Below are 20,740 nucleotides of genomic sequence, written 5' to 3'. Positions count from 1 at the left end.
CAGCCGAACGGCACCGCAACTTGTACAAGATCGGCTCGGCTTGCCCGATACAAGTACCGCTTTTTCGGGCAGGATAACGTGATGCCGAATTGAGTCGCGGAAGGGGGAGAAGATGGCGGACGAGCATAAGCTCAGCCCGGCGCTGCAGGCACAGGCCGACGCCGCATCGGTTTCGGCCGACGTCGCTGCCGCCCGCAGGGCGGTCGCCGAGGCGGACAGCGCGGAGCTGGATGCCGCAACCAAGGCGCTGAAGGCGCGGATTGGAGAGGCGACCGCCGGGCCATACAAAGGTGCGGTCGATATCGGCACCGATGCAGGGGTTGCCGAGATCAATCATCTCGCCCGCAAAAGCCTCGACACTCTCGCAGGCAAACTGTCCGCTCAGATCAGGACGGCGATCGGCTCGACCCCGGTGACCGTGCTGCTCACGAGCGCGGAAAGCCTCGCGCTGTTTCAACACGCCGATGCCCTCAACGCGCGGTGCTCTCTGGTCGAGAATGCGGTTTCAGGGGCACTCAAAGTCTCGAACGAGGCGCTACAGCGTGCCGCTCCATCAGCAGGAAACCGCCGGGCGGGGCTCGCCGCGCCGATCGCTGCGGCGGCCCTGATCCTCGGCGGTGTCGATGCGCTGCTGGGCTTCGCTCGAACCGACTACAAGGTCGGAGGTAGGGCGCTTGCTCCCTCAGATCGGAGCCTCCTGCTGGCGGTAGCGTCGACGCTTCGAGGCAATGGTCTGAAGGTGCTGGTCGACGGCTTCTCGCCGCCAGCCGCCGATACAGAACGAACCGCACTCGCGGCTCGCCTGGCTAAGCTTGCGGCCGACGCGGCGACCCTGAGGGCGCGTTCCGCCTATCATACCGGCGCGGTTGCCAGGATCGATGAAGGGCTGGAGGCGGCCAAGCAGGCAAGCGCAGGAGACAAAGGCGAGCAGGACACGCCACCGGACGATCTCGACGCCGATCCGCTAGGAGACCGCGCCGCGCACGAGGCGGCGCTCGGCGCGGCGAACGGCGCAGTGGCCTTGTTCGACACGCTGGCCGCCGCAATCCAAGCCGATGCCGGAGGCGTGCCGCTGCTCGAACGGGCGGCGGCCGAGGAGACGCTACGCAAAGCACTCGGAGCGACCGGACGCATCGTCACGGTGAAGCTCGACGGCGCCTGGGGCACGCACGTCTCCAAGCAGAACATCCTGAGCGGCATGGGGCGCAGCATCCCACTCAAGGTCAGCGCCACGGTTGGCGCGAGCTGGGCGGTGTTCGGTTTACCCGAGGCTGAGTTGCTCGGCTCGGGCATCGCGACCGAGCGCCAACCCCTGGTCGGCATCGAGCATCAAGCCTGACGCGCCGATCGGCGGGAGAAGCCTAGTCCTGATCGGTCCTCGGCGCGCGGATGGTGTGGCCGATCTGCACAGACGCGACGGCATCGTCAGCATTGAGCGCCTCGAGCTTGCCGCGGAGCGTCTTGCCGGTGAAGAGTGTCTCATCGATGCGGGCGCGCACCTTCACGTCCTTCGGCACATAGTTAGGCTTTGTGACGCGAACCGCGATCTCGACTTCGTCGGTCGGCTTGAGCGACGCATCGCGCGAGACCGGAATCTGCACCCGCTTTAGCGAATTGGAGGAAATCGCAAGCTTCACCATCACCGATCAACCTTCGAACCCTGAGATTGGTTCACGCTACCTCTATCACACCGGCGCCTAAGAATCACTTGCTATTGTTGGCGCGGCCCCTCTTGGGGGTACTTTCCTCGACTCTGGCCCGCTTTCGCTTGCGGGACGGCGCCGCGGCTGCGCTCGTTGCGACCGCAGGCGGAGCAGCAGGAGCCGGCGCCGCCGCCGGCGGCGCGCGCCCAACATTGGCCATAGCGGCCGCAACGTCCAACTGGCCGTTCCCCCAGCGGCTATGCCAGCCCTGCGCGCCGGGTGCCGCGCGCAGATTACCGAGCAGGAGGGCATGCTGTTCGGCAGGGTTCAGCCCAATGCCGCGCGCCTGGGCTTCTGCCAGCAGCAGCGCCAGCGCGCCGGTGACCGCCGGGGCCGCCATGCTCGTACCGGACTTCAGGATGACGCCAGACTTTGTGCGGGAATGAGCGGCGCTGACGCTATGGCCAGGAGCAGACAGTTCCGGCTTTTGCCGACCGTCGCGGGTGGGCCCGGCGCTCGAGAACCATGATAGTGGCGTGCTCGGCTTGTGGGCGTCGTATGAACCGACGACAAAACTAAGCTGCCCGCACGAGATCGAGCCGATTGTATACTCATCGTCGATGTGGTCGAGGAAGGAAGCTTGCGAATTGTCATCGCGCTCGATCCAGGCATGGAACCCGCCGTCCGTTATGGTGCGGCCGGTAAGCCGGATGGTCCACGTGCCGGTTGGCAGGCTGTCGTCGATGAAGATGCCGATGACATTGTCGCCATTGTTCGGGTCGTTGAGCCGGTTGGCGACGAGAAGGACCACTTTGCCGCCGTCCTTGGCCTCTCCGTTCTGGCCGGGCTCCACCACGCCGAGCGAGCTGCCGTCGGGCATCAGTAGCTCGATTGCGATGCGGTCGGCGCCACCGTACCAGATTTCAAGCTCGTCCTGCCATCCGGTGCTCGGCGGCCGGTTCCACGTGATGTCTACGCTCCCGCCGGCAGCGAGCCGGCCGGAGGCGTGGATCTGGTCGCCGTAGGAGTTGCTGGCGGCGATCACGACGGCACGATTGGGCGCCTGACCGAGCAAGCGGTCAATGCCGCGCTCGACCAGCGTAGTGCCGTCGTGCGGCCCGCCATTGGTGCCCAAGCTTATGTTAACCACGCACGGTCGCGTGCCGGCCCGATCAAAGATGAACTGGACGGCTTCGAGCAGTCGGACGGAATCGCCGAAAGAGGTGCTGACCACGCCCGAGCCTTCCCAGACGATATCGTCAGACGAGACGTCGACGAAGACGATCGTCGCTTCCGGAGCGAAGCCGGCAACGCCCGAGCCCCCGCCGCTTCCGGCGGCGATGTCCATGACGTGGGTACCGTGGGTGCCTTGGCTGCCAGCGGAGTCGCGGGCCGGGCCGTAGCCCAGGGTCGTGTACGGAGTCTGCTGCCGCAGCGCTGCCTCGATCGCAGCGCGTTCGTAGAGCGCGCCGTAGCCAAAGGGCGCGGTGGGACTGTTGACGCCGCCCTGATGCCAGATCGCTTCGATACGGCTGCCGTTGGCGCTGCGGAAGTTGAGGTGCGCAAAGTCGCAACCGTAGTCGATGATGCCGACGACCGCGCCGGCGCCGCCGCGCGTGCTGAGCCCGCCACCGAGGCTTGCCGGGTCGCCGCGCGCCTGGGGCACGCTCGCGCTGAGCGCCGGGCGCAAATCCTGTGCGGCCTTCAGGCTGAGCACGAACGGCTGGCGCCGCACCGCCTCGATCCTGGCTAACGGGATGCGCCCCGTGACGATGGCCCCGTCGCTGTCCTGATTGGCGGGCAGGGCGACGCCGGGGCGCACCTCGCTCAGCGCCTCCCATGCCGCCACGTCGGAGACGCGAGCGAGAACCGCTACCTCGCCCGGGACCGTCGAGGCGGTGGCTGCCGTGGTGCCCCCGCTGCGGCGGATGGCGACCAGCTTCTGCAAACGCGGGTCGAGCGTGGGCGCTTCCGCCACTGCGATGGCCGTCGGGACGAGCGTGATATTCGGGTCCGGTGCCGCCTCGCCGGCGGCAACGGCTGCTGCTACGTTGGGGAGATCGTCGGTCGCATCAACGGCGCCGCCGCCAGCATCGCCGACCGCCGCTCCGACGCCGGGAACCCTGCGGGGCCGATCCTGCGTGTTCATCGCTCTCTGCTCCTCCGGCTAATATTTGACGCCTATAGGGGTGACTACACGAAAGTGACGCATCCGCACGCTAAGCGCGAACGTATGGTGAACGTTACGCGGCGAGCAACGAACTGATGGCGCGCAGTGGCCGCAGGACATCCGGATCGGGCCGATCTTCAACATTCCAGCTATAGTCGCCGGTGAGCGAGATATGTTCCCAGCCCAATGGCGCGACGTGACGTGCGATTTCGTCGGGCGTGCCGATATCAGCCAGCGCCACTTCGAGATAGCGGGTGTTCCACAGGATGATGGCGGCGACGAGCAGGTTGAGGCCGGAGGCGCGATAGGTCTGGTTCTCGAACCGCCGATCACGCAATTCGCCGAGCTGGTTGAAGAAGAGCGCGCGTGCGAGCGCGTTGCGGGCCTCGCCCTTGTTGAGGCCCGCCTGGGTACGCCGGCGCAGATCAATGTCGCGCAGCCAGTCGAGCATGAAGATCGAGCGTTCGAGGCGGCCCAGCTCGCGCATCGCGAGGGCCAGTCCGTTCTGTCGCGGATAGGCGGACAGGCGGCGAAGCATCGCCGAAGCGGTGGCGGTGCCGGTGCGTATCGATGTGGCGAACCGCAGCAGTTCATCCCAATGCGCCGCGACATGACCCAATGCGATCGGTTCGGCCGTCATGCCGGCAAGCAAGGGGCCGGCTTCCTGGCCGGGAAGGAGGTGCAAACGACGCTGCTTGATGTCGCGCAGGCGCGGCGCGAAGCGGTAGCCGAAGAAGGGCATAAGGCCGAACACATGGTCCGATGCACCGCCTGTATCGGTGTAGTGCTCCTCGATTGTCAGGCCGGTCTGCTGATACAGCAAGCCATCCAGCACATAGGGAGCTTCGCCGGCGGTCGCCGCGATTACCCGGGTCGCGAAGGGGTCATATCGATCCGAGACATGGGTGTAGAAGGCAACGCCCGGTTCGTTGCCGCTGCGCGCGTTGATGTCGCCGATTGCGGCGCCACGGCCCCCGGCATGGAATTGCTGTCCGTCGCTCGACGAGGTGGTGCCGTCTCCCCACAGCGCGGCGAGCGGCATGGCGCGATGGGCGTCGATCAGCCTTCCCAGCGCTTCACCATAGGCGGCCTCGCTGATGTGCCAGTCGTGGAGATGGGCGAGCTGGCGCAGGCTTGCGCCTCGGCAGGTTTCCGCCATGCGTGTGAGGCCGAGATTGATGCCATCGGCAAGGATGACGGTGAGCAGCGCATTGCGGTCGTCGGCCTCCCGGCCCGAACGCCGATGGATGAAGCATTCGCTGAACCCGGTCCAGGCATCGACCTCAAGCAGGAGATCGGTGATCTTCACGCGCGGCAGTCGGTCATAGGCAGCGCGACGGGCAATCTCGGTGGCGGGTGGCGTTGCCGCTTTCAGCGGCGAGATGATAAGGCCGCTTTCGTCAAGCCTGACCTGGGGCAGCTCGCCCTGTCGGGCGAGGACCGTCACCTGTTCGATCGCCGTGTCGAGCCTGGCGCGCCTTTCCTCGATATGACGATCGAAGTCCGTTTCGATGGCGAGCGGCAACGGCCCCTTCTCGCGAAGCGCGTCGAAGGTGGCCGGCGGGATGAGGTAGCTATCGAAATCGCGGAACTGGCGGCTTCCCGAGACCCATATGTCTCCCGCTCGCAACCGCTCCCGTAGCTGGGACAAGGCGCATAGTTCATAGGCGGCGCGATCGACGATGCCGTCCCGCAGGACGAACGGCCGCCATGCGGAGGGCACAAAGCGCAGCGGCACGCGATCAGGCAAGCGCCGTTTGCCGGTCCGGTATAGCTCCGCGATGATGGTAAGCGCCGACAGGAGTCCCTGCACCGCACCGGCGCCGCGAAATTCGAAGGTGTTGAGAAAGGCACCGGCAAAGAGCTTCACCGTGCGATGCCGCTCGATCAATTCAGCGGTGCGATCGACGGTTTCCGGTCGCCCGAGTACTTCGGCCCGCGCGACCGCCACGGCGAAGCGCTGCCAATCCAGCGCCTCGATCTGCGCCAGAGAGTCCACACCGTTGGTGCGCGCTTCGATGAGAATGCGGCAAGACCCTGTGAGCGTCCGGAGATGGCCTTGCAACTCGCGCACCGTCTTGAGGGCTTTGTCACGGGTCCGGTTCTCGGCGCGACGCGACATGCTGCCCAACAGCTTGTCGAACATCGTCAGGGTGGCATCGGTCAGGCTTTCCTCAAGACGGATGCCCTGCGCCGCCAGCGTCGCATGGCGGCGCAGGGCATTGAGTTCGCCAAGGTGCTGGGGTGTGATCCGGCTGCCTTCGTCCGCCAGCCTGTCAAAAGTCAAAGCCGGGATCATGTCGGCACGGGCGCGATCGAGATCCAGCGCGCGGATATGAGTGAGCCGTTCGATCAGGCGTAGGATGTTGCGCGCTGCCGGCGACTGTGGTGCATTGCGCAGCCAGGATAGCCATGTCGCGGCTTGCCCTGTTCGTCGGGCCAGCAGATCGTCCAGCCCCTGCAGCGTATCGGGCCGCAGGCCGTTCGTGAGCACTTCATAGGTAAGCTGTTCGGCCTGCTGGCGAGCACGCCGGAGTACCGCTTCGAGAACCGATGAAGAAGGCAGGAGGATCTGCCGGCGCCGAAGTTCGTCAACGATGACCCCCGCCATCTGGCCGGGGTGGACGATGGTCTGTGCGATCGGGATCGAGAATGCGACAACTTCGTGGAAAGCCTTGCGGTCGAAAATCCTGAACCCGTGCGATCGTCGGATTTCAACGAGATGTTCGCGACGGGTCTGGTCCCGATGGGCATAGTCCGCGAAGGCTTCGGGCGCGACGCCGAGTTGCTGCGCCACATAGGCGAGCACAGGAGCGGGCGGGACTTCACCCGCTTCCAGCGCACGGCCAGGCCATCTCATATAGAGTAGGAGCATCGCGTAGCCGAGCCGGGTGGCATCGCCGCGACGGCGGCCGACAATTTCCAGGTCGTCACCGGTCAGCGTATAGTGCCGCGCAATCTCGCGCTCATCGAGCGGCGCGCCATAATGCCCTGCCCAGATTTCCGCGCTCACCAGTCGCCGTCTCGCCAAGCACTATCTCCTTCCGCGTCCTTGTCCGTCAGACGGTCCTCTGGCGGCCAGCAGGAATATGTCCGTTAACTCTGGACCTATAACGGCGATTCGGACAAGATCAGATAATGATGGGAAAACGGACAGGATTGGGCTGCATGTGGCGTTGATCGGCTATGCGCGCGTCTCGACGGCAGACCAGAAGCTCTCACTCCAGCTCGACGCGCTGAACGCGGCCGGGTGCGACCGGATATTCGACGATCACGCATCTGGTGCAAAAGCCGATCGGCCCGGCCTGGCCGAGGCGCTCGCCTATCTGCGCAGCGGCGACACGCTGGTGGTTTGGAAACTCGACCGTCTTGGGCGCTCGATGAGCCATCTGATTGAGAAGGTCGGCGAGCTAGCGACGCGAGGTATCGGGTTCCGCTCGCTCACCGAGAACATCGACACCACCACTTCGGGCGGGATGCTGGTGTTCAACATCTTCGGCTCGCTTGCCCAGTTTGAGCGCGATCTGATCCGGGAGCGCACCCATGCAGGCCTCAAGGCCGCTCGCGAGCGAGGTCGCCCCGGTGGGCGGCGGCCAGTGGTCACACCTGACAAGCTCCGCAAGGCGCGCGAACATATCGCTTCCGGCCTCACAGTTCGCGAGGCCGCCGCGCGCCTCAAGATCGGCAAAACCGCCCTCTACAAAGCCCTCGAAGCCACGGAGAAGAACACAAAGTCCCAGCGTTCCCGGTCCGTTCGCTCTTAGCGTGCAGATAAGTCACTTTCGTGCAGTCACCCCTAGAAGACGGCGCGGCAGCGAGCGACCTTTTCGCCAAGGAGCGCGGCAATGGGACGGAGCGCGGCATATTCCCCCAGGTCGGGGAAGCTGGAAAACTCGCGCGCCGATCGCGTCTTTCCGACGCCCGGCCGGCCATGACACACGCCGATATAGCGGTAGTGCGCGCAGGCTTCGGCAAACTCGACGAACCGGGCATGTTCGCGGGTCGCCAGGAACGGCTGCTCGACCAGGAACTCAATCGTCAGCGGCGTAGAGCCGGAGCCCTCGGTAGGTGGTGGGCCGGGAAGCCGTATCCTCTTGGTCGCCATCGAAGGTCTCCGTGGGGGCAGGCACCTGCTTGTCGCGCTCCTTCGCGCCGCGCCGGGCGCGCTGGATCGCGCGCAACGACGGGTGCCCAGCGTGCTCGGAGCTGAGCGCACGGCAGACGAACCGGCCCTGGTGGTAGACGTGGATCTCGGTCAGGTCGCGGGGGTCATAGACCGCCTCGACCTGCTCGCCGACGAAGGCCGCGAGCGTGGGTTCGACATAGCGCCTGCCCATCAGACGGATGCCGTCGCGCAGCACTTTACGGGGCTTGGGCACGTGCACGAGCAGCATGTCGAGCTGTTCAAGGCTGTCGGGCATTGCGGGCAGGAACCCGCCCTTCTGCCAGCGCGTGATCGGCGGTTCGCCGGTGCTGCCATGCGGGCGACGATGATAGACGCCGCACACGAACGCCTCGAAGCGGGCGCGCAGCTCGTCGAGCGTGAGCACTGGCGCCGACAGCGGCTTGCCCGCGATCAGGTGGCCGGGCAGGTCGGGCAGGAACATGTCGTTGATGGTGCGGAACAGCCGCTCGATCTTGCCGCGCCCGCGAGGACGCCCCGGCAGCGAATGGATGAGGCGGATTTTGAGGGCGATGCACGCCTGCTCGATATGCTCGGAGATGAAATCCGAGCCGTTGTCGACGTAAAGCTGTTCGGGAATGCCGCTGACGATCCATTCGGGATTGGGCTTGCGCCAGATCGCCTGCCGCAAGGCGAGCGCCGTGTTGAGGGCACTGGGGGCATCGAGGCTGAGGAAGTAACCGGCGATGGCTCGGCTGTGATCGTCAACGATGACGGTCAGCCAAGGACGCACCGGGGTTCCGGCATCATCGAGCACGAGAATGTCGAGAACGGTATGATCGGCCTGCCACATCTCGTTCGAGGTCGCGGCTTCGCGCCGATGCACTAGCTCGTGCTGGTCGCGGTAGACGGCCGGATCGGAGGCTGCGGCGATCTGGCTTGCCGGTATCGCCCTGACGACACGCGCGACGGCCGCATAGCTGGGGGTTCGGTGTCCATGCGCGATGGCGAGTTCCTGCACCTTTCGGTGAATGGCGGCGACCGGGGGTCGCGGGCGCTTGGTGGCGAGAGTGCGGGTCAGTTCGACCAGATGTTCCGGCAGGTGCAGCCTGCCCCGATCGTTGCGCGGCAGACGCGCGAGACCGGCAAGTCCTTCGGCACGGTAGCGCCCGAGCCAGCGCTGCAACGTCCGCTCGCTCAGCGTGCCGGTGCGGGCGAGGTCCGCGAGCGGGATGCCATCGGCGAGGTGCGGTTCAAGGACGCGGTAGCGCTCGATCGCCAGCGGCGGGACAAGCGCCGGATGCGTCACCGCCGACGGTCCGTGTCGCAGGTAAGGAAAACGGAGATTTGCCTGCCCATCGCCATGCGAGTCCGCTCGCGTTGCCAAACCGGCCTGTTCGACGTAAATCTACCCGGTAAAGAAAACTAGGGCAACATAGACCTGCCGATGACGACTTTCTTCCCAAACCGCGCCCGATCGGGGCGCCACCGGCCCTACGCATGAAAATCGGTTACGCCCGCGTATCGACCGCCGAGCAGAACCTGGACCTCCAGCGTGATGCGCTGAAGGCTGCCGGCTGCGAGAAGGTCATCACCGACAAGGCCTCCGGGGCGACTGCCGCTCGCCCTGGATTGGAAAAGGTGAAGGAGCTGCTTCGCGCCGGCGACACACTGGTGGTCTGGCGCCTCGACAGGCTCGGCCGCTCGCTCCGTGATCTGATCGGATGGATGACCTACCTCGACGAGGAAAAGGTCGGGCTGCTGAGCCTGCACGAGGCGATCGACACGACCACCACGTCGGGCAAGCTTACCTTCCACCTGTTCGGGGCATTGGCGGAGTTCGAGCGCAACCTGATCCGCGAGCGGACCCAGGCCGGTCTCACCGCAGCCCGCGCTCGCGGCAAGAAGGGTGGCCGGCCGGCCGCACTCGGCAAGGACAAGCGCGACCTGCCCGTCAGGCTCTACCACGAGAACACGATGCCGATCGCCAAGATTTGCTCGATGCTCGGCATCTCCAAGCCAAAACTCTACGCCTATGTGCGATCGGCCGAGACCAAGCCGGTAGCCGCGTAGCGACGCTCGCCGACAAATAGCGCGATCAGAATGCCGCCACTTAGCGCGAGCGTTTACACCGTTCGCGGTCCCGATCGGCCCAGCGTCCCCCGGAACCGTTCGTTATCGGGAAGGCATCTAAGCGGTCTGCACCATCCTTCATCTAAAGTTCTCCAAGCGCTTCTGAGGATTTTCGGGCGCACCAAAAGCACTTGCTCCTCCAGTGGCTGGAGCATGTAACCGCAATTTGCTCTCCTGCGGACGGGGGGCTGGAGGTGGCTTTTTGACGGCCCGTGTTGAAGCAATCGGTATGTCTCGACGCTCATTAGTGGCGCGGCTGGTGGCCTGTGGAACCGGCTTGGTGCTCGGTTCTCCAACGCTCGCGCGACAGACTTCCCGGTCTGCGGGCTCGTGGAACTTCGGTGCGGCTCACCTCGAATGGGAGCCGCTGGAAGTCGGCACGGGTGATACCCTCCTTGTTTCGGCACAAGTGCGCGGAGTGCCGGTGCGGGCGGTGCTCGACAGTGGCAGCGGCGCGTCGATCATGAGCACGGCGCTCGCGGCGAAGCTCGGCTTGAACGATGGTGAGCGGCGCATGATTAGCGGGCTGAGCGCCAAGGCCCCGGTGCTGCTGGTCCGCGACATCGACGTACAGCTCGCCCGCGAAACCCGTCGCTTACCCTTTGCCGTCGTTGGTGATCTGAGTTCAGTGTCGGCGGCCTTCGGACGACCGATCGATATCCTCCTCGGTGCCGATATGTTCACGGGTAGCTGCATCGCGCTCGATTTCGCGAAAAGGCGTATGGCGGTCGTCAAGTCAGGCACGTTTCTCGCCGGTCCCGACTGGCGCGCTGTCGCGCTCGGGCGCGGTGCCAAGCAGGAGCTGTTCATTCGAGCTTCCGTCTCGGGTTTGCCTCCCGTGCCCTTGATGATCGATCTTGGCAGCTCGGCCGCGCTGATGCTCTCGTCGGCCTATGCCCGCGATCAAGGGCTGTTGAACGGGAAGCTCGTCTCGACCGCGGCGATCGGCGGCGTCGATGGTGTGCGTATCAACGATGCTTTCACGATCCAGAACATCAACATCGAAGGGCTTGGCGTCTCGAACGTCCCCACACTCGGGATGAGAGCTTGGCTCTCCACCAGCACGGTTGGCAATGTCGGCCTACCGCTGATCGCTCAATTCGACGTGGTGTTCGACGTGACCGCCGGATTCGTGTGGCTCCGGCCACTCGGTCCTCGTCGTCGCCTGCCGATGCTGAAGGACCGTAGCGGCCTTGGCCTCGCAGCCTCACCAACGGCGCTCACCGTTGTTCATGTGGCGGCGAACAGTCCCGCGGAAAAGGCTGGCTGGGCGGTCGGCGACCGGATCGTGGCGGTGAACGGCCATTCGATCGATGCGAACTATACGCGTGGGGAGCTCTGGCAAGTGCGCTCCCGGCCTGCTGGCACCCTCGTAAAGCTGACGATGGCCTCGGGTGATGTGCGCGAGCTCAGGCTGGCCGATTATTATTGATCGGCTTGAGGGTGGCCTTTGCCGATCGCCTTCATGATCCGACAATCGGCCATGCGCGCCTTGGTGCAGCTCTGGCTGAGCATTGCCAACTCATCCCGCAACACCGCGAGTTGCGCCAGTCTCTCCTCCACATCCTTGAGGTGCTGAGCAGCGATAGCTGAGGCGGCACCACAATCCTGGTCCGGGTTCTGCGCCAGCCCCATCAACGAACGGATCTCGTCGACGGAGAAGCCAAGCCGGCGACCGTTGCGGATGAAGTGCAAACGCTCAATGTCACTGGCATCGTAGGTTCTGCGACCCGACGCCGTGCGAGGGGCGGATCGGAGCAACCCGATCGACTCATAAAAGCGGATCGTCGTCACCTTCGTCGAGGTCTCGCTGGCGAGCTGCCCAATCATCACCGGCTTCATCATGCCATCCTTGCTTATGCGAACGTGTCGCACATTTCGCTTGCTTCTACAGCGACTGGAGGTGGTAAGGAAGGCCGCATGAATGCTTCTACCGAAAGCTGCGGGTGCCACGGGGAGCCCGCGCGCGCGCAAACCGATCCGGCCTATCGCCGTGCGCTGCTGACCGTCGTGGTGCTCAACCTCGGCTTCGGAGTCGCCGAGCTGTTCGGCGGGTTCATCGCCGATAGCCAAGCGCTGAAAGCGGATTCCCTCGATTTTCTCGGGGACGGGTCGATCAGCCTTATCGGTCTTCTCGCGCTTGCCTGGTCCGCACGGGCGAGGGCAAAGGTCGCGCTGACGCAGGGGTTGTTTCTCGGTGCGCTTGGCGTGGGCGTAATCGGTTTCGCGATTTGGCGCGCCCTGAACGCAACCGCGCCCGATGCCGAACTGATGGGCACAATCGGCGTTGTCGCGCTCGCGATCAATGTCGTGTCCGCCTTGGTGCTTGCGCGTTTCCGGGAAGGGGACGCCAATGTTCGCGCGATCTGGCTGTTCAGCCGCAACGACGCGCTCGCCAACGTGGCGGTGATCGCCGCGGCCGGTCTGGTGGCGTGGACAGGAAGCGCCTGGCCGGACCTCGCCGTCGCCGGCCTCATCGCCCTCCTGTTCCTCCACTCCGCTTATGAAATCGTCACTGGCGCTCGGCGCGAATTGGGAGAGCGGTAGTGCGTCTGCTCGCGTTGATCCGGGCAATGCTCTCGTTGCGGCTGCTCTCCGCGCTCGCGGCGCTGCTGATCCCTGCTGCGGCAATCGCCGAACCCGGCGACGTGCAAACCGCATGGCGGCTGCTCGACTATATGGCCGTCGATTATGGCGGCGCGGTCGCCAACGGTCGGATCAAGAGCACGTCGGAATATGCCGAGATGACGGAGTTCGCCGCGTCGGTCTCGACACGGCTTCAGGGCCTGCCGGCGAAGCCGGAGCGTCAAGCCCTCATCCAGCGGGCTGCCAACCTCCAGGCGGTGATCGCGGAAAAGGGACCGACTGAACAGGTGGCAACATTGGCGCACGGGCTCGCGGCCGATCTGTTGCGCGCCTACCCGGTGCCGCTCGCGCCCGATAAGGCTCCGAACCTCGTCTCCAGCGATGCACTGTTCCGACAATCCTGCGCGTCCTGCCACGGGATGACGGGCAACGGCCGTGGCCCTGACGCCGCCAAGCTCGCTACGCCCCCGATTGCTTTCACCGATGCCGAGCGCGCGCGCCAGCGCAGCGTGTTCGCGCTCTATCAGGTGGTGACGCAAGGCATCGACGGGACCGCGATGCAGAGCTTCGCCGATCTGCCCAACGATCAGCGCTGGGCGTTAGCATTCCGAGCCGGGAGCTTCGCCTTCACGGATGCGCAGGCGCGCGAAGGCGAGCGGCTTTGGAAATCCGACCCGACCCTTCGCCGGCGCATTCCGGACCTGAAAACCCTGGTCGCGCTCACCCCGGCCGCGCTCGGCGCGGCGATCGGCGACGCCAAGGCTGACCCAGTGCTCGCGTTCCTGCGTCGTCATCCCGAACAGGTGATACAACAGGCTCCCGGCTCGCTCGCGGTCGCCCGCGCCAAACTCGCCGAAAGCGTGGCGGCTGCGCGGCGCGGCGATGCGCGCATGGCGAAAGAGCTGGCGCTGTCGGCCTATCTCGATGGGTTCGAGCCGATCGAGCCAACACTCACCGCGCGCGACGCGACGCTGATGGGTCGAATCGAGGGCGCGATGGGGGAGTTCCGCGCCTCGATCGACCGGGGCGCGTCGCCCGATGATCTCGCGGAGAAGGTCGCAGTACTGGGCGGCCTTTTCGACGATGCGGAAGCGGCGCTCGCGCCTGATGCCGCCACCGAAGCGTCCACGTTCCTGGGCGCGTTCACGATCCTGCTGCGTGAAGGGCTCGAAGCCCTGCTCATCGTTGTCGCCATGATCGCGTTCCTGCGTAAAGCCGAGCGCGGCGAGGCGCTGCGGTACGTGCATGGCGGCTGGGTCAGCGCGATCATCGCGGGCGGGATCACCTGGGCGGTCGCCACCTATGCGATCGGGATCAGCGGTGCGAGCCGGGAGCTGACGGAAGGGTTTGGCTCGCTGTTCGCCGCGGTCGTGCTGCTCTCGGTCGGGATTTGGATGCACGGCAAGGCGCAGGCCGATCAGTGGCAGCGCTATATTCGCGAGAAGATGTCGCGGGCGCTCTCGGGCGGGTCGGGCTGGTTCCTGTTCGGGCTGGCGTTCGTCGTAGTTTATCGCGAGGTCTTCGAGACGATCCTGTTCTATGCCGCGCTTTCGGCGCAAGGTGACAACGGGATGCTTCTCGCGGGGGCCGGGTCGGCGATTGGACTGCTCAGCCTGATCGCTTGGGCCATGCTTCGCTACAGTCGCAAGCTGCCGATCGCGCAGTTCTTCCGCTATAGCTCCTGGCTCATGGCGGTCCTGACCGTCGTGCTGGCGGGTAAAGGCGTCGCCGCGCTCCAGGAAGCCGGCCTTATCAACATCGCACCGCTCGCGGACGTGCCACGGCTGTCGATGCTCGGCGTGTTTCCCACTTGGCAATCGGTGCTGGCGCAACTCCTGATGGCGGTCGCCATTGCGGTCGGGTTCGCCTGGAACGGGCGCGACCGATCCCGCTCGGGTTCCGGCTCAGTGACCCTTGGTTCGAATTAGTGCAATGACATGAAAACCCTTCCGTGATAGAGGCAAGCTAGTGCGAGCCTTTTTGCCTTTCCTGACATGCCTGATGCTGGTCCTGACCAGCTTCTCCGGCATGGCCCATGCCGCCGATCTGGCGGGGGGAAGCATCGCGGGCGTTGAGTTCACGGTCCATACCGCCGGTGACATCGATCAGGTGCCATCGGACTCGGACAAGAATGTCCCGCATCATCACAATTATTGTCACGGACACGACGTCGGCGCGCCTGCGCGCACGACGATGGAATATACCCCCGTCCTCACAGTGCCCAAGCCGACAATCTCCGCCTCTGCGTCGCTCGACGGCCGCACCGGCATGGTCCATTTGAGGCCCCCCCAAGCCTGACGTCCGATTTGGGCGTGCGTTGGCGCGCCCCTGTCGATCATCGTCAGGAGTCCTATTTTCATGAATCGTATCCTCGCGGCCATGCTGGCCGCAGCGTCTTGCGCCACGATGGCGCAGGCGCAGGTCGGACCGTCCGCGCCTGTTGCGCAGGATGCGCCGGTCTACACGCTTGACCAAGCGGTCAGTGCAGCGGGCGGTTCGGCCCCTGCTGCGGAAGCGGCGACAGCTGGAATCGACGCGGCCCGTGCAGGTCGCACAGTCGCCGGCTTGCGGCCCAATCCGGTGGTTCAAGGCCAAGTCGAGAATGTCATCGGCTCCGGGCCGTATCGGGGGGTCCGCAGCGCGGAAACCACGGTCGGCTTTGCGATCCCGATCGAGCTAGGCGGCAAGCGCGGCGCCCGCGTCGCGGTCGCCAATGCGCAATTGTCCCGGGCCGAGATCCAGGCCGCGATCATCGCGGCGGATGTCCGGCTTCAGGTAACGCAGCTCTATGTCGAAGCGGTCGCGGCCGATCGCCGGGTAATGACAGCCCGCGATCAGGCCCGGATCGCCAGCGATGCGCTGCGGGCCGCGAGCGTTCGCGTGCAGGCAGGGCGGGCATCGCCACTCGAGCAACAGCGCGCGGATGTCGCGCGTATCAATGCCGACGCCAATGTGGAGCGGCAGCTTCGCTTGGCCGAGGCGGCCCGCGCCAATCTGGCGCGTCGGATCGGACGGCCGATCGACGGCCTGCTCGATGACACGCTGCTCGATCGCCTTCCCGATGTGAACGTCTATGGGCCGTTGGCACCGGTCAACACGACCGGCACACTCGCGCTGGCGGCAGCCAACGCGGATTTCTCCATTGCCGAAGCCGGCGTGCGGCTCGCGCGCGCCAATCGCGTGCCTGACCTGAACGTCGGGCCGTCGATCCGCCGCCTGGAAGCGACCAACGACATGGCGGCGGTGTTCAGCGTGTCGATCCCGATCCCGGTGTTCAACAATGGTCGCGCCGCGATTGCGCAGGCGACCGCGCAGCGGACCCAGGCGGATGCGCAGCGCCGCGTGACCGCGCTCGACATCGAACAGGCGATCACGGACGCGCAGGCGCAGGCGGCCAATGCCGCAACGACGGCTCGTGCGGCGTCGGGGCCGGCGCTGGCGGCTGCACAGGAGGCCGCCCGCATCGCGCGGATCGGCTATCGCGAGGGCAAGTTCGGCCAGCTCGAATTGCTCGATGCTGAACGCACGCTCGCCGAAACGCGGGTCGCCGCGATCGACGCGCTTGCCAATTACCAGAATGCCCGCGCGCAAGTGGAGCGACTGACCGCTCGTGCGCCCAATGGGGGGAATCAGTGATGAAGAGCTTTTATCTCGCGGGCGCGGCGTCGCTCGCCCTGCTCTTGGCTGCCTGCGGCGGCAAGGATGGCGGAAACGAGGCAACTGCCGAAGGCGCAGCTGCCAATGAGACGGCAGCGGGCACGGAAAAGGGCGGTGCTGAAGGCGGTCATGCCGGTGAAGGCGTCGTCACATTGGGTGCCGACCAGATCGCCACAGCGGGCGTCCAGGTCGGACGGCCGATCATCGGCGGGGCCGGGACGATCGAGCTGCCCGCGATCATCGAGGGCGACCCACAGGGAACGCAGGTCGTCTCGGCCGCAATTGCGGGACGCGTGGTCGCGCTCACCCGTAACCTCGGCCAATCGGTCGGACGCGGCCAGACCATTGCGGTCATCGAAAGCCGCGAGGCGGCGCAGATCAAGGGCGAGGTCGAGGCGGCGCGGGCGCGGCTTCAGCTCGCTAATTCGAACCTCGCGCGCGAACAGCGGCTGTTCGCGCAGAGAGTCTCCCCTGAACAGGATCTGATCGCCGCCCGCACAGCGGCGACGGAGGCGCGGATCGCCCTGACGCAGGCGCAGAGCATGGTTTCGGCGGCGGGTGTCGGCGGCGGCGGGCTCAACCGGCTCGGCATTGCCGCGCCGATCTCGGGCCAGATCATTGCGCGCCCCGTGACGCTGGGACAAACGGTCGCGGCGGATGCCGAACTCTATCGCATCGCCAACCTGAGCCAGGTGTCGATCGCGCTTAATCTCAAGCCCGAGGATGCGGGCCGGGTGCGTCCCGGCAATACGGTGCTGGTGAAGGCGGCAGGCCGTCAGGCGACCGCCCGCGTGACCTTCGTGTCGCCGGCGCTTGATCCGCAGACGCGGCTCGTGCCTGCGCTCGCCACCCTCGACAATCGCGGTGGCGAATGGCGGGTCGGCGAGCCTGTGACGGCAGCCGTGCAGCTCACGGGCAGCGGCGGGAGCGGGGCGGTCCGCGTGCCGACGACGGCGGTCCAGAGTTTCGAGGGCAAGTCGGTCGTGTTCGTGCGCACGCCCACCGGCTTCAAGGCGACCCCGGTCCAGCTCGGCGATGCGTCGGGCGACACGGTGATCGTCCGGTCGGGCCTGACCGGCAACGAACAGATCGCCACCACCGGAAGTTTCACGCTCAAGGCCGAGATCGGCAAGGGCGAAGCGAGCCACGAGGATTAAGCCATGATCGCCCGTATCGTAACCTGGGCGGTCGAGAAGCGCTGGCTAGTCCTGCTCCTCACCGTCATCGTCGCCGCCATCGGCGCCTTTTCCCTCTACCGGCTACCGATCGACGCGGTGCCGGACATCACCAACAATCAGGTCCAGATCAACGTCCGCGCGCCTGCCCTCTCGCCCGAGCTGGTCGAGAAGCAGGTGTCGTTTCCAATCGAAACCGCGCTCGCCGGCACCCCCGGCCTGGAATATACGCGCTCGTTGAGCCGCAACGGCTTCGCGCAGATCACGGCGGTCTTTTCGGACGCGACGGACATCTATTTCGCCCGCCAGCAGGTGGGCGAGCGTCTGCGGGGCGTGCAAGAGAATCTGCCCGACGGCGTGAACCCTGAAATGGGTCCGATCGCGACAGGCCTGGGCGAGGTGTACATGTACACCGTTCGTCTCGATCATCGCGAGGACGACAAGCACAAGCCCGGTGAACCGGGCCAACAGCCCGATGGCAGCTACATCACGCCAGAGGGCGAGCGACTGACGACCGAAGAGGACAAGGCGACCTACCTGCGCACCGCGCAGGACTGGATCGTGACGCCGCTTCTGAAGACCACACCGGGCCTCGCCGGTGTCGACTCGATTGGCGGTTACGCCAAGCAGTTCCTCGTCGTGCCCGACGTGCAGAAGCTGGCCTCGCTCGGCATCACGCTGACGGACCTGGGAAATGCGCTGGAGCGCAATAACACCAGCGTCGGCGGTGGCTTCGTCAATCGCAATGGCGAAGGTCTGGCTGTTCGCTCGGATGCGCTCGTTCGCAATGCCAGCGAGTTGGCCAGGACCGTGATCGCGACACGTAACGGCGTGCCGATCACGGTCGAACAAGTTGCGACTGTGAAGACGGGTCAGGCGATCCGCATGGGTTCGGCATCGGAGAACGGTACCGAAGTCGTCGTCGGCACGGCGATCATGCGGATCGGCGAGAACAGCCGCATCGTGTCGACCGCGGTCGCTGAGAAACTGAAGACGATCAACGCTTCGCTGCCTCCTGACGTCGTAATTCAGCCGGTGCTGAACCGCACCGAGCTGGTCAATTCGACGATCAAGACGGTCGCGAAAAACCTGTCCGAAGGCGCGGTGCTGGTCATCGTCGTGCTCTTCCTGCTGCTCGGCAACTTCCGTGCGGCCCTGATCGCGGCGTTGGTCATCCCGATCACCATGATGCTGACAGGCTTTGGTATGCTGCGCGCTGGGGTCTCGGCCAATCTGATGAGCCTTGGGGCTTTGGACTTCGGTCTGATCGTCGACGGCGCCGTCATCATTGTCGAAAACGCGCTGCGCCGGCTTGCCGAGCAACAGCATCATGAAGGCCGATTGCTCAGCGTCAAGGAACGGCTCGCGACCGTGGCAGCCGCTGCGCGTGAGATGATCCGTCCCTCTGTGTACGGGCAGGCAATCATCATCCTCGTCTACGTACCGCTGCTCACGCTGACCGGCGTGGAGGGTAAAACGTTCGGACCGATGGCGCTGACCGTCATCATCGCGCTCGCCTTCGCCTTCATCCTCTCTCTCACCTTCGTGCCGGCGATGATTGCGATCTGGCTGTCGAAGAAGGTCGAGGAGAAGGACGGCCGCATCATCACGTGGCTGAAGAAGCGCTACGAACCCGGTCTCGACCGGGCCATGAAGCGCCCGACGCTGACGATCGGTGCGGGTGTGGGAAGCCTTGTGGTGGCGGCGCTTGCTTTCACTACGCTCGGCTCGGTGTTCCTGCCGCAGCTCGACGAAGGCGATTTGCTGATCCAGTCGCTCCGCATTCCGGCAACGTCGGTCCAGCAGAGCCAGGCGATGCAGGTGCCGATCGAGCGGATGATGTCGAAGCAGCCGGAGGTGCAATTCGTCTATTCCAAGACGGGCACCGCCGAGCTGGCGGCCGACCCGATGCCGCCGAACGCGACCGACATGTTCGTCATCCTGAAGCCGCGCAAGGATTGGCCGGATCCTGAGCTTCCCAAGGAGGAGCTGGTCAGCCGGATCGAGGGTAATCTCGCGAAGATTCCGGGAAATGCCTACGAGATCACCCAGCCCATCCAGATGCGCTTCAACGAGCTGATCGCCGGCGTGCGCGGCGACATCGCGGTGAAGGTGTTCGGGGACGACTTCAACCAGATGAACCGGACGGCCGAGCAAATCGCGGCGGTGCTGCGCAGAACGCAAGGCGCAGCGGACGTGAAGGTGGAGCAGACGACCGGTCTTCCCATGCTCGACATTCGCGTCAACCGCGACGCGATGGCGCGGTTGGGCGTTACGGCTCAGGATGTGCAGGACACCGTGACTGCGACGATCGGCGGGCGAACATCGGGCCAGATCTTCGAGGGCGACCGTCGCTTCCCCGTGGTGATCCGCCTGTCGGAGGCGCAGCGTGCCGACATCGGCCTGCTCCAACAGGTGCAGGTGCCGGTGGCAGGCGGCGGCTATGTACCGCTGTCCAGCGTCGCCGAGATCAAGGTGGTCGATGGTCCGAACCAGATCAGCCGCGAGAACGGCAAGCGGCGCGTGGTGGTGCAAGCCAACGTGCGTGGCCGCGACGTCGGATCCGTCGTGGCGGATGCGCAGGCGGCGATCGGCAGCCAACTCCGGCTGCCTGCCGGCACCTATCTCGAATGGGGCGGCCAGTTCGAGAACCTCCAATCGGCAAGCGAACGGCTGAAGCTGGTCATTCCGGCTTGCTTCATTTTGATCCTGCTGCTCCTCTACGGGGCGTTGGGATCGGTCCGCGACGCCGCGATCGTGTTCACCGGCGTGCCTTTCGCGCTGGTGGGCGGCGTCCTGTTGCTGTTCCTGCGGGGCATGGACTTCTCGATCTCGGCGGCAGTGGGCTTCATCGCCCTCTCGGGCATCGCGGTCCTCAACGGCCTCGTCATGGTCAGCTCGATCCAAGATCTGATCCGATCAGGGATGAGCCGCGAGGAAGCCGCGCATGTTGGCGCGATGCAGCGTCTGCGACCCGTCATCATGACCGCGCTAGTCGCCAGCCTCGGCTTCGTGCCGATGGCGCTGGGCGAAGGCGCCGGCGCAGAGGTTCAAAAGCCTTTGGCGACGGTCGTCATCGGCGGTCTGATCTCGGCGACGCTTCTTACGCTGTTCGTGCTGCCGACACTCTATGCCCGGTTCGGGCAGAAAGTGATCGAGAAACCCGAGCACTACAATGAGGAGCATGAAGGGGACGACCACGGTCAGACCTTCGTGAACAACTTGGCCTGATGGATGGGCGGGGCGATCCGCG

At 65.4% G+C, this 20,740-nt stretch carries 16 protein-coding genes; 10 read left to right on the top strand and 6 right to left on the bottom strand.

The features are described 5' to 3' along the window. Nucleotides 1–112: 112 nt before the first annotated feature. Nucleotides 113–1,339, top strand: coding sequence for a hypothetical protein (locus EWH10_RS18345; protein ID WP_130030153.1), 1,227 nt, complete (start codon nt 113–115; stop codon nt 1,337–1,339). Between the two features lie 22 nt (nt 1,340–1,361). Here the strand turns inward: EWH10_RS18345 and EWH10_RS18340 are convergent, their stop codons facing one another. The 3 genes from EWH10_RS18340 to EWH10_RS18330 all read right to left on the bottom strand — a co-directional run bounded on the left by EWH10_RS18340 (nt 1,362) and on the right by EWH10_RS18330 (nt 6,844). Further along, nucleotides 1,362–1,640: a hypothetical protein gene (locus EWH10_RS18340; protein ID WP_025552265.1), complete on the bottom strand. Its 279-nt coding sequence runs from the start codon at nt 1,638–1,640 to the stop codon at nt 1,362–1,364. A 64-nt stretch (nt 1,641–1,704) separates the two neighbouring features. Then, entirely contained in the window at nt 1,705–3,792 is a 2,088-nt protein-coding gene (locus tag EWH10_RS18335) for a S8 family serine peptidase (protein ID WP_130030152.1), read from the bottom strand. 94 nt (nt 3,793–3,886) lie between these two features. Next, complete coding sequence (locus EWH10_RS18330) at nt 3,887–6,844, bottom strand: Tn3 family transposase (RefSeq protein WP_011627729.1); 2,958 nt, start codon at nt 6,842–6,844, stop codon at nt 3,887–3,889. Nucleotides 6,845–6,983: 139 nt separating this feature from the next. Here EWH10_RS18330 and EWH10_RS18325 point away from each other — a divergent pair, with 139 nt between their 5' ends. After that, nucleotides 6,984–7,577, top strand: a complete 594-nt coding sequence (locus EWH10_RS18325) for a recombinase family protein (RefSeq protein ID WP_013039114.1) — start codon at nt 6,984–6,986, stop codon at nt 7,575–7,577. 32 nt (nt 7,578–7,609) lie between these two features. Here the strand turns inward: EWH10_RS18325 and EWH10_RS18320 are convergent, their stop codons facing one another. Continuing rightward, nucleotides 7,610–7,918: a TniB family NTP-binding protein gene (locus tag EWH10_RS18320; protein ID WP_229742689.1), complete on the bottom strand. Its 309-nt coding sequence runs from the start codon at nt 7,916–7,918 to the stop codon at nt 7,610–7,612. Then, nucleotides 7,845–9,245: a Mu transposase C-terminal domain-containing protein gene (locus EWH10_RS18315; RefSeq protein WP_004212864.1), complete on the bottom strand. Its 1,401-nt coding sequence runs from the start codon at nt 9,243–9,245 to the stop codon at nt 7,845–7,847. Before EWH10_RS18315 ends, EWH10_RS18320 begins: the two co-directional genes overlap by 74 nt. Before the next feature lie 191 nt (nt 9,246–9,436). Here EWH10_RS18315 and EWH10_RS18310 point away from each other — a divergent pair, with 191 nt between their 5' ends. Then, entirely contained in the window at nt 9,437–10,009 is a 573-nt protein-coding gene (locus EWH10_RS18310; protein ID WP_009824027.1) for a recombinase family protein, read from the top strand. Nucleotides 10,010–10,298: 289 nt separating this feature from the next. Beyond that, nucleotides 10,299–11,501: an aspartyl protease family protein gene (locus EWH10_RS18305; protein ID WP_013039112.1), complete on the top strand. Its 1,203-nt coding sequence runs from the start codon at nt 10,299–10,301 to the stop codon at nt 11,499–11,501. Here EWH10_RS18305 and EWH10_RS18300 read toward each other — a convergent pair. Beyond that, on the bottom strand, nt 11,495–11,911 hold the full coding sequence (locus EWH10_RS18300; protein WP_004212867.1) for a MerR family transcriptional regulator: 417 nt from the start codon (nt 11,909–11,911) through the stop codon (nt 11,495–11,497). The two genes, EWH10_RS18305 and EWH10_RS18300, sit on opposite strands and share 7 nt — an antisense overlap. 78 nt (nt 11,912–11,989) lie before the next feature. On the opposite strand from EWH10_RS18300, the gene EWH10_RS18295 reads away from it, so the two are divergent. The 6 genes from EWH10_RS18295 (at nt 11,990) to EWH10_RS18270 (ending at nt 20,718) form a co-directional block, all read left to right on the top strand. Further along, nucleotides 11,990–12,616, top strand: a complete 627-nt coding sequence (locus EWH10_RS18295) for a cation efflux transmembrane domain-containing protein (protein WP_004212870.1) — start codon at nt 11,990–11,992, stop codon at nt 12,614–12,616. Then, on the top strand, nt 12,616–14,583 hold the full coding sequence (locus EWH10_RS18290) for a cytochrome c/FTR1 family iron permease (RefSeq protein ID WP_004212871.1): 1,968 nt from the start codon (nt 12,616–12,618) through the stop codon (nt 14,581–14,583). Before EWH10_RS18295 ends, EWH10_RS18290 begins: the two co-directional genes overlap by 1 nt. A 73-nt stretch (nt 14,584–14,656) precedes the next feature. Next, on the top strand, nt 14,657–14,953 hold the full coding sequence (locus EWH10_RS18285) for a hypothetical protein (protein ID WP_007406840.1): 297 nt from the start codon (nt 14,657–14,659) through the stop codon (nt 14,951–14,953). A 60-nt stretch (nt 14,954–15,013) separates the two neighbouring features. After that, nucleotides 15,014–16,291, top strand: a complete 1,278-nt coding sequence (locus EWH10_RS18280) for a TolC family protein (RefSeq protein ID WP_013039111.1) — start codon at nt 15,014–15,016, stop codon at nt 16,289–16,291. Next, nucleotides 16,291–17,469 (top strand): efflux RND transporter periplasmic adaptor subunit, encoded by a 1,179-nt coding sequence (locus EWH10_RS18275; RefSeq protein WP_004212877.1) that lies wholly within the window; start codon nt 16,291–16,293, stop codon nt 17,467–17,469. The genes EWH10_RS18280 and EWH10_RS18275 overlap by 1 nt, the downstream gene beginning before the upstream one ends. A gap of 3 nt (nt 17,470–17,472) precedes the next feature. Next, nucleotides 17,473–20,718, top strand: coding sequence for an efflux RND transporter permease subunit (locus EWH10_RS18270; RefSeq protein WP_004212878.1), 3,246 nt, complete (start codon nt 17,473–17,475; stop codon nt 20,716–20,718). The last annotated feature ends 22 nt before the right edge of the window (nt 20,719–20,740 follow it).

The sequence above is a fragment of the Sphingobium fuliginis genome (assembly GCF_004152845.1).
In the GTDB taxonomy this organism is placed as follows: Bacteria; Pseudomonadota; Alphaproteobacteria; order Sphingomonadales; family Sphingomonadaceae; genus Sphingobium; species Sphingobium fuliginis.
The sequence above is the reverse complement of the archived record's forward strand: the minus strand, read 5'-3'. Positions and strand labels throughout refer to the sequence as shown.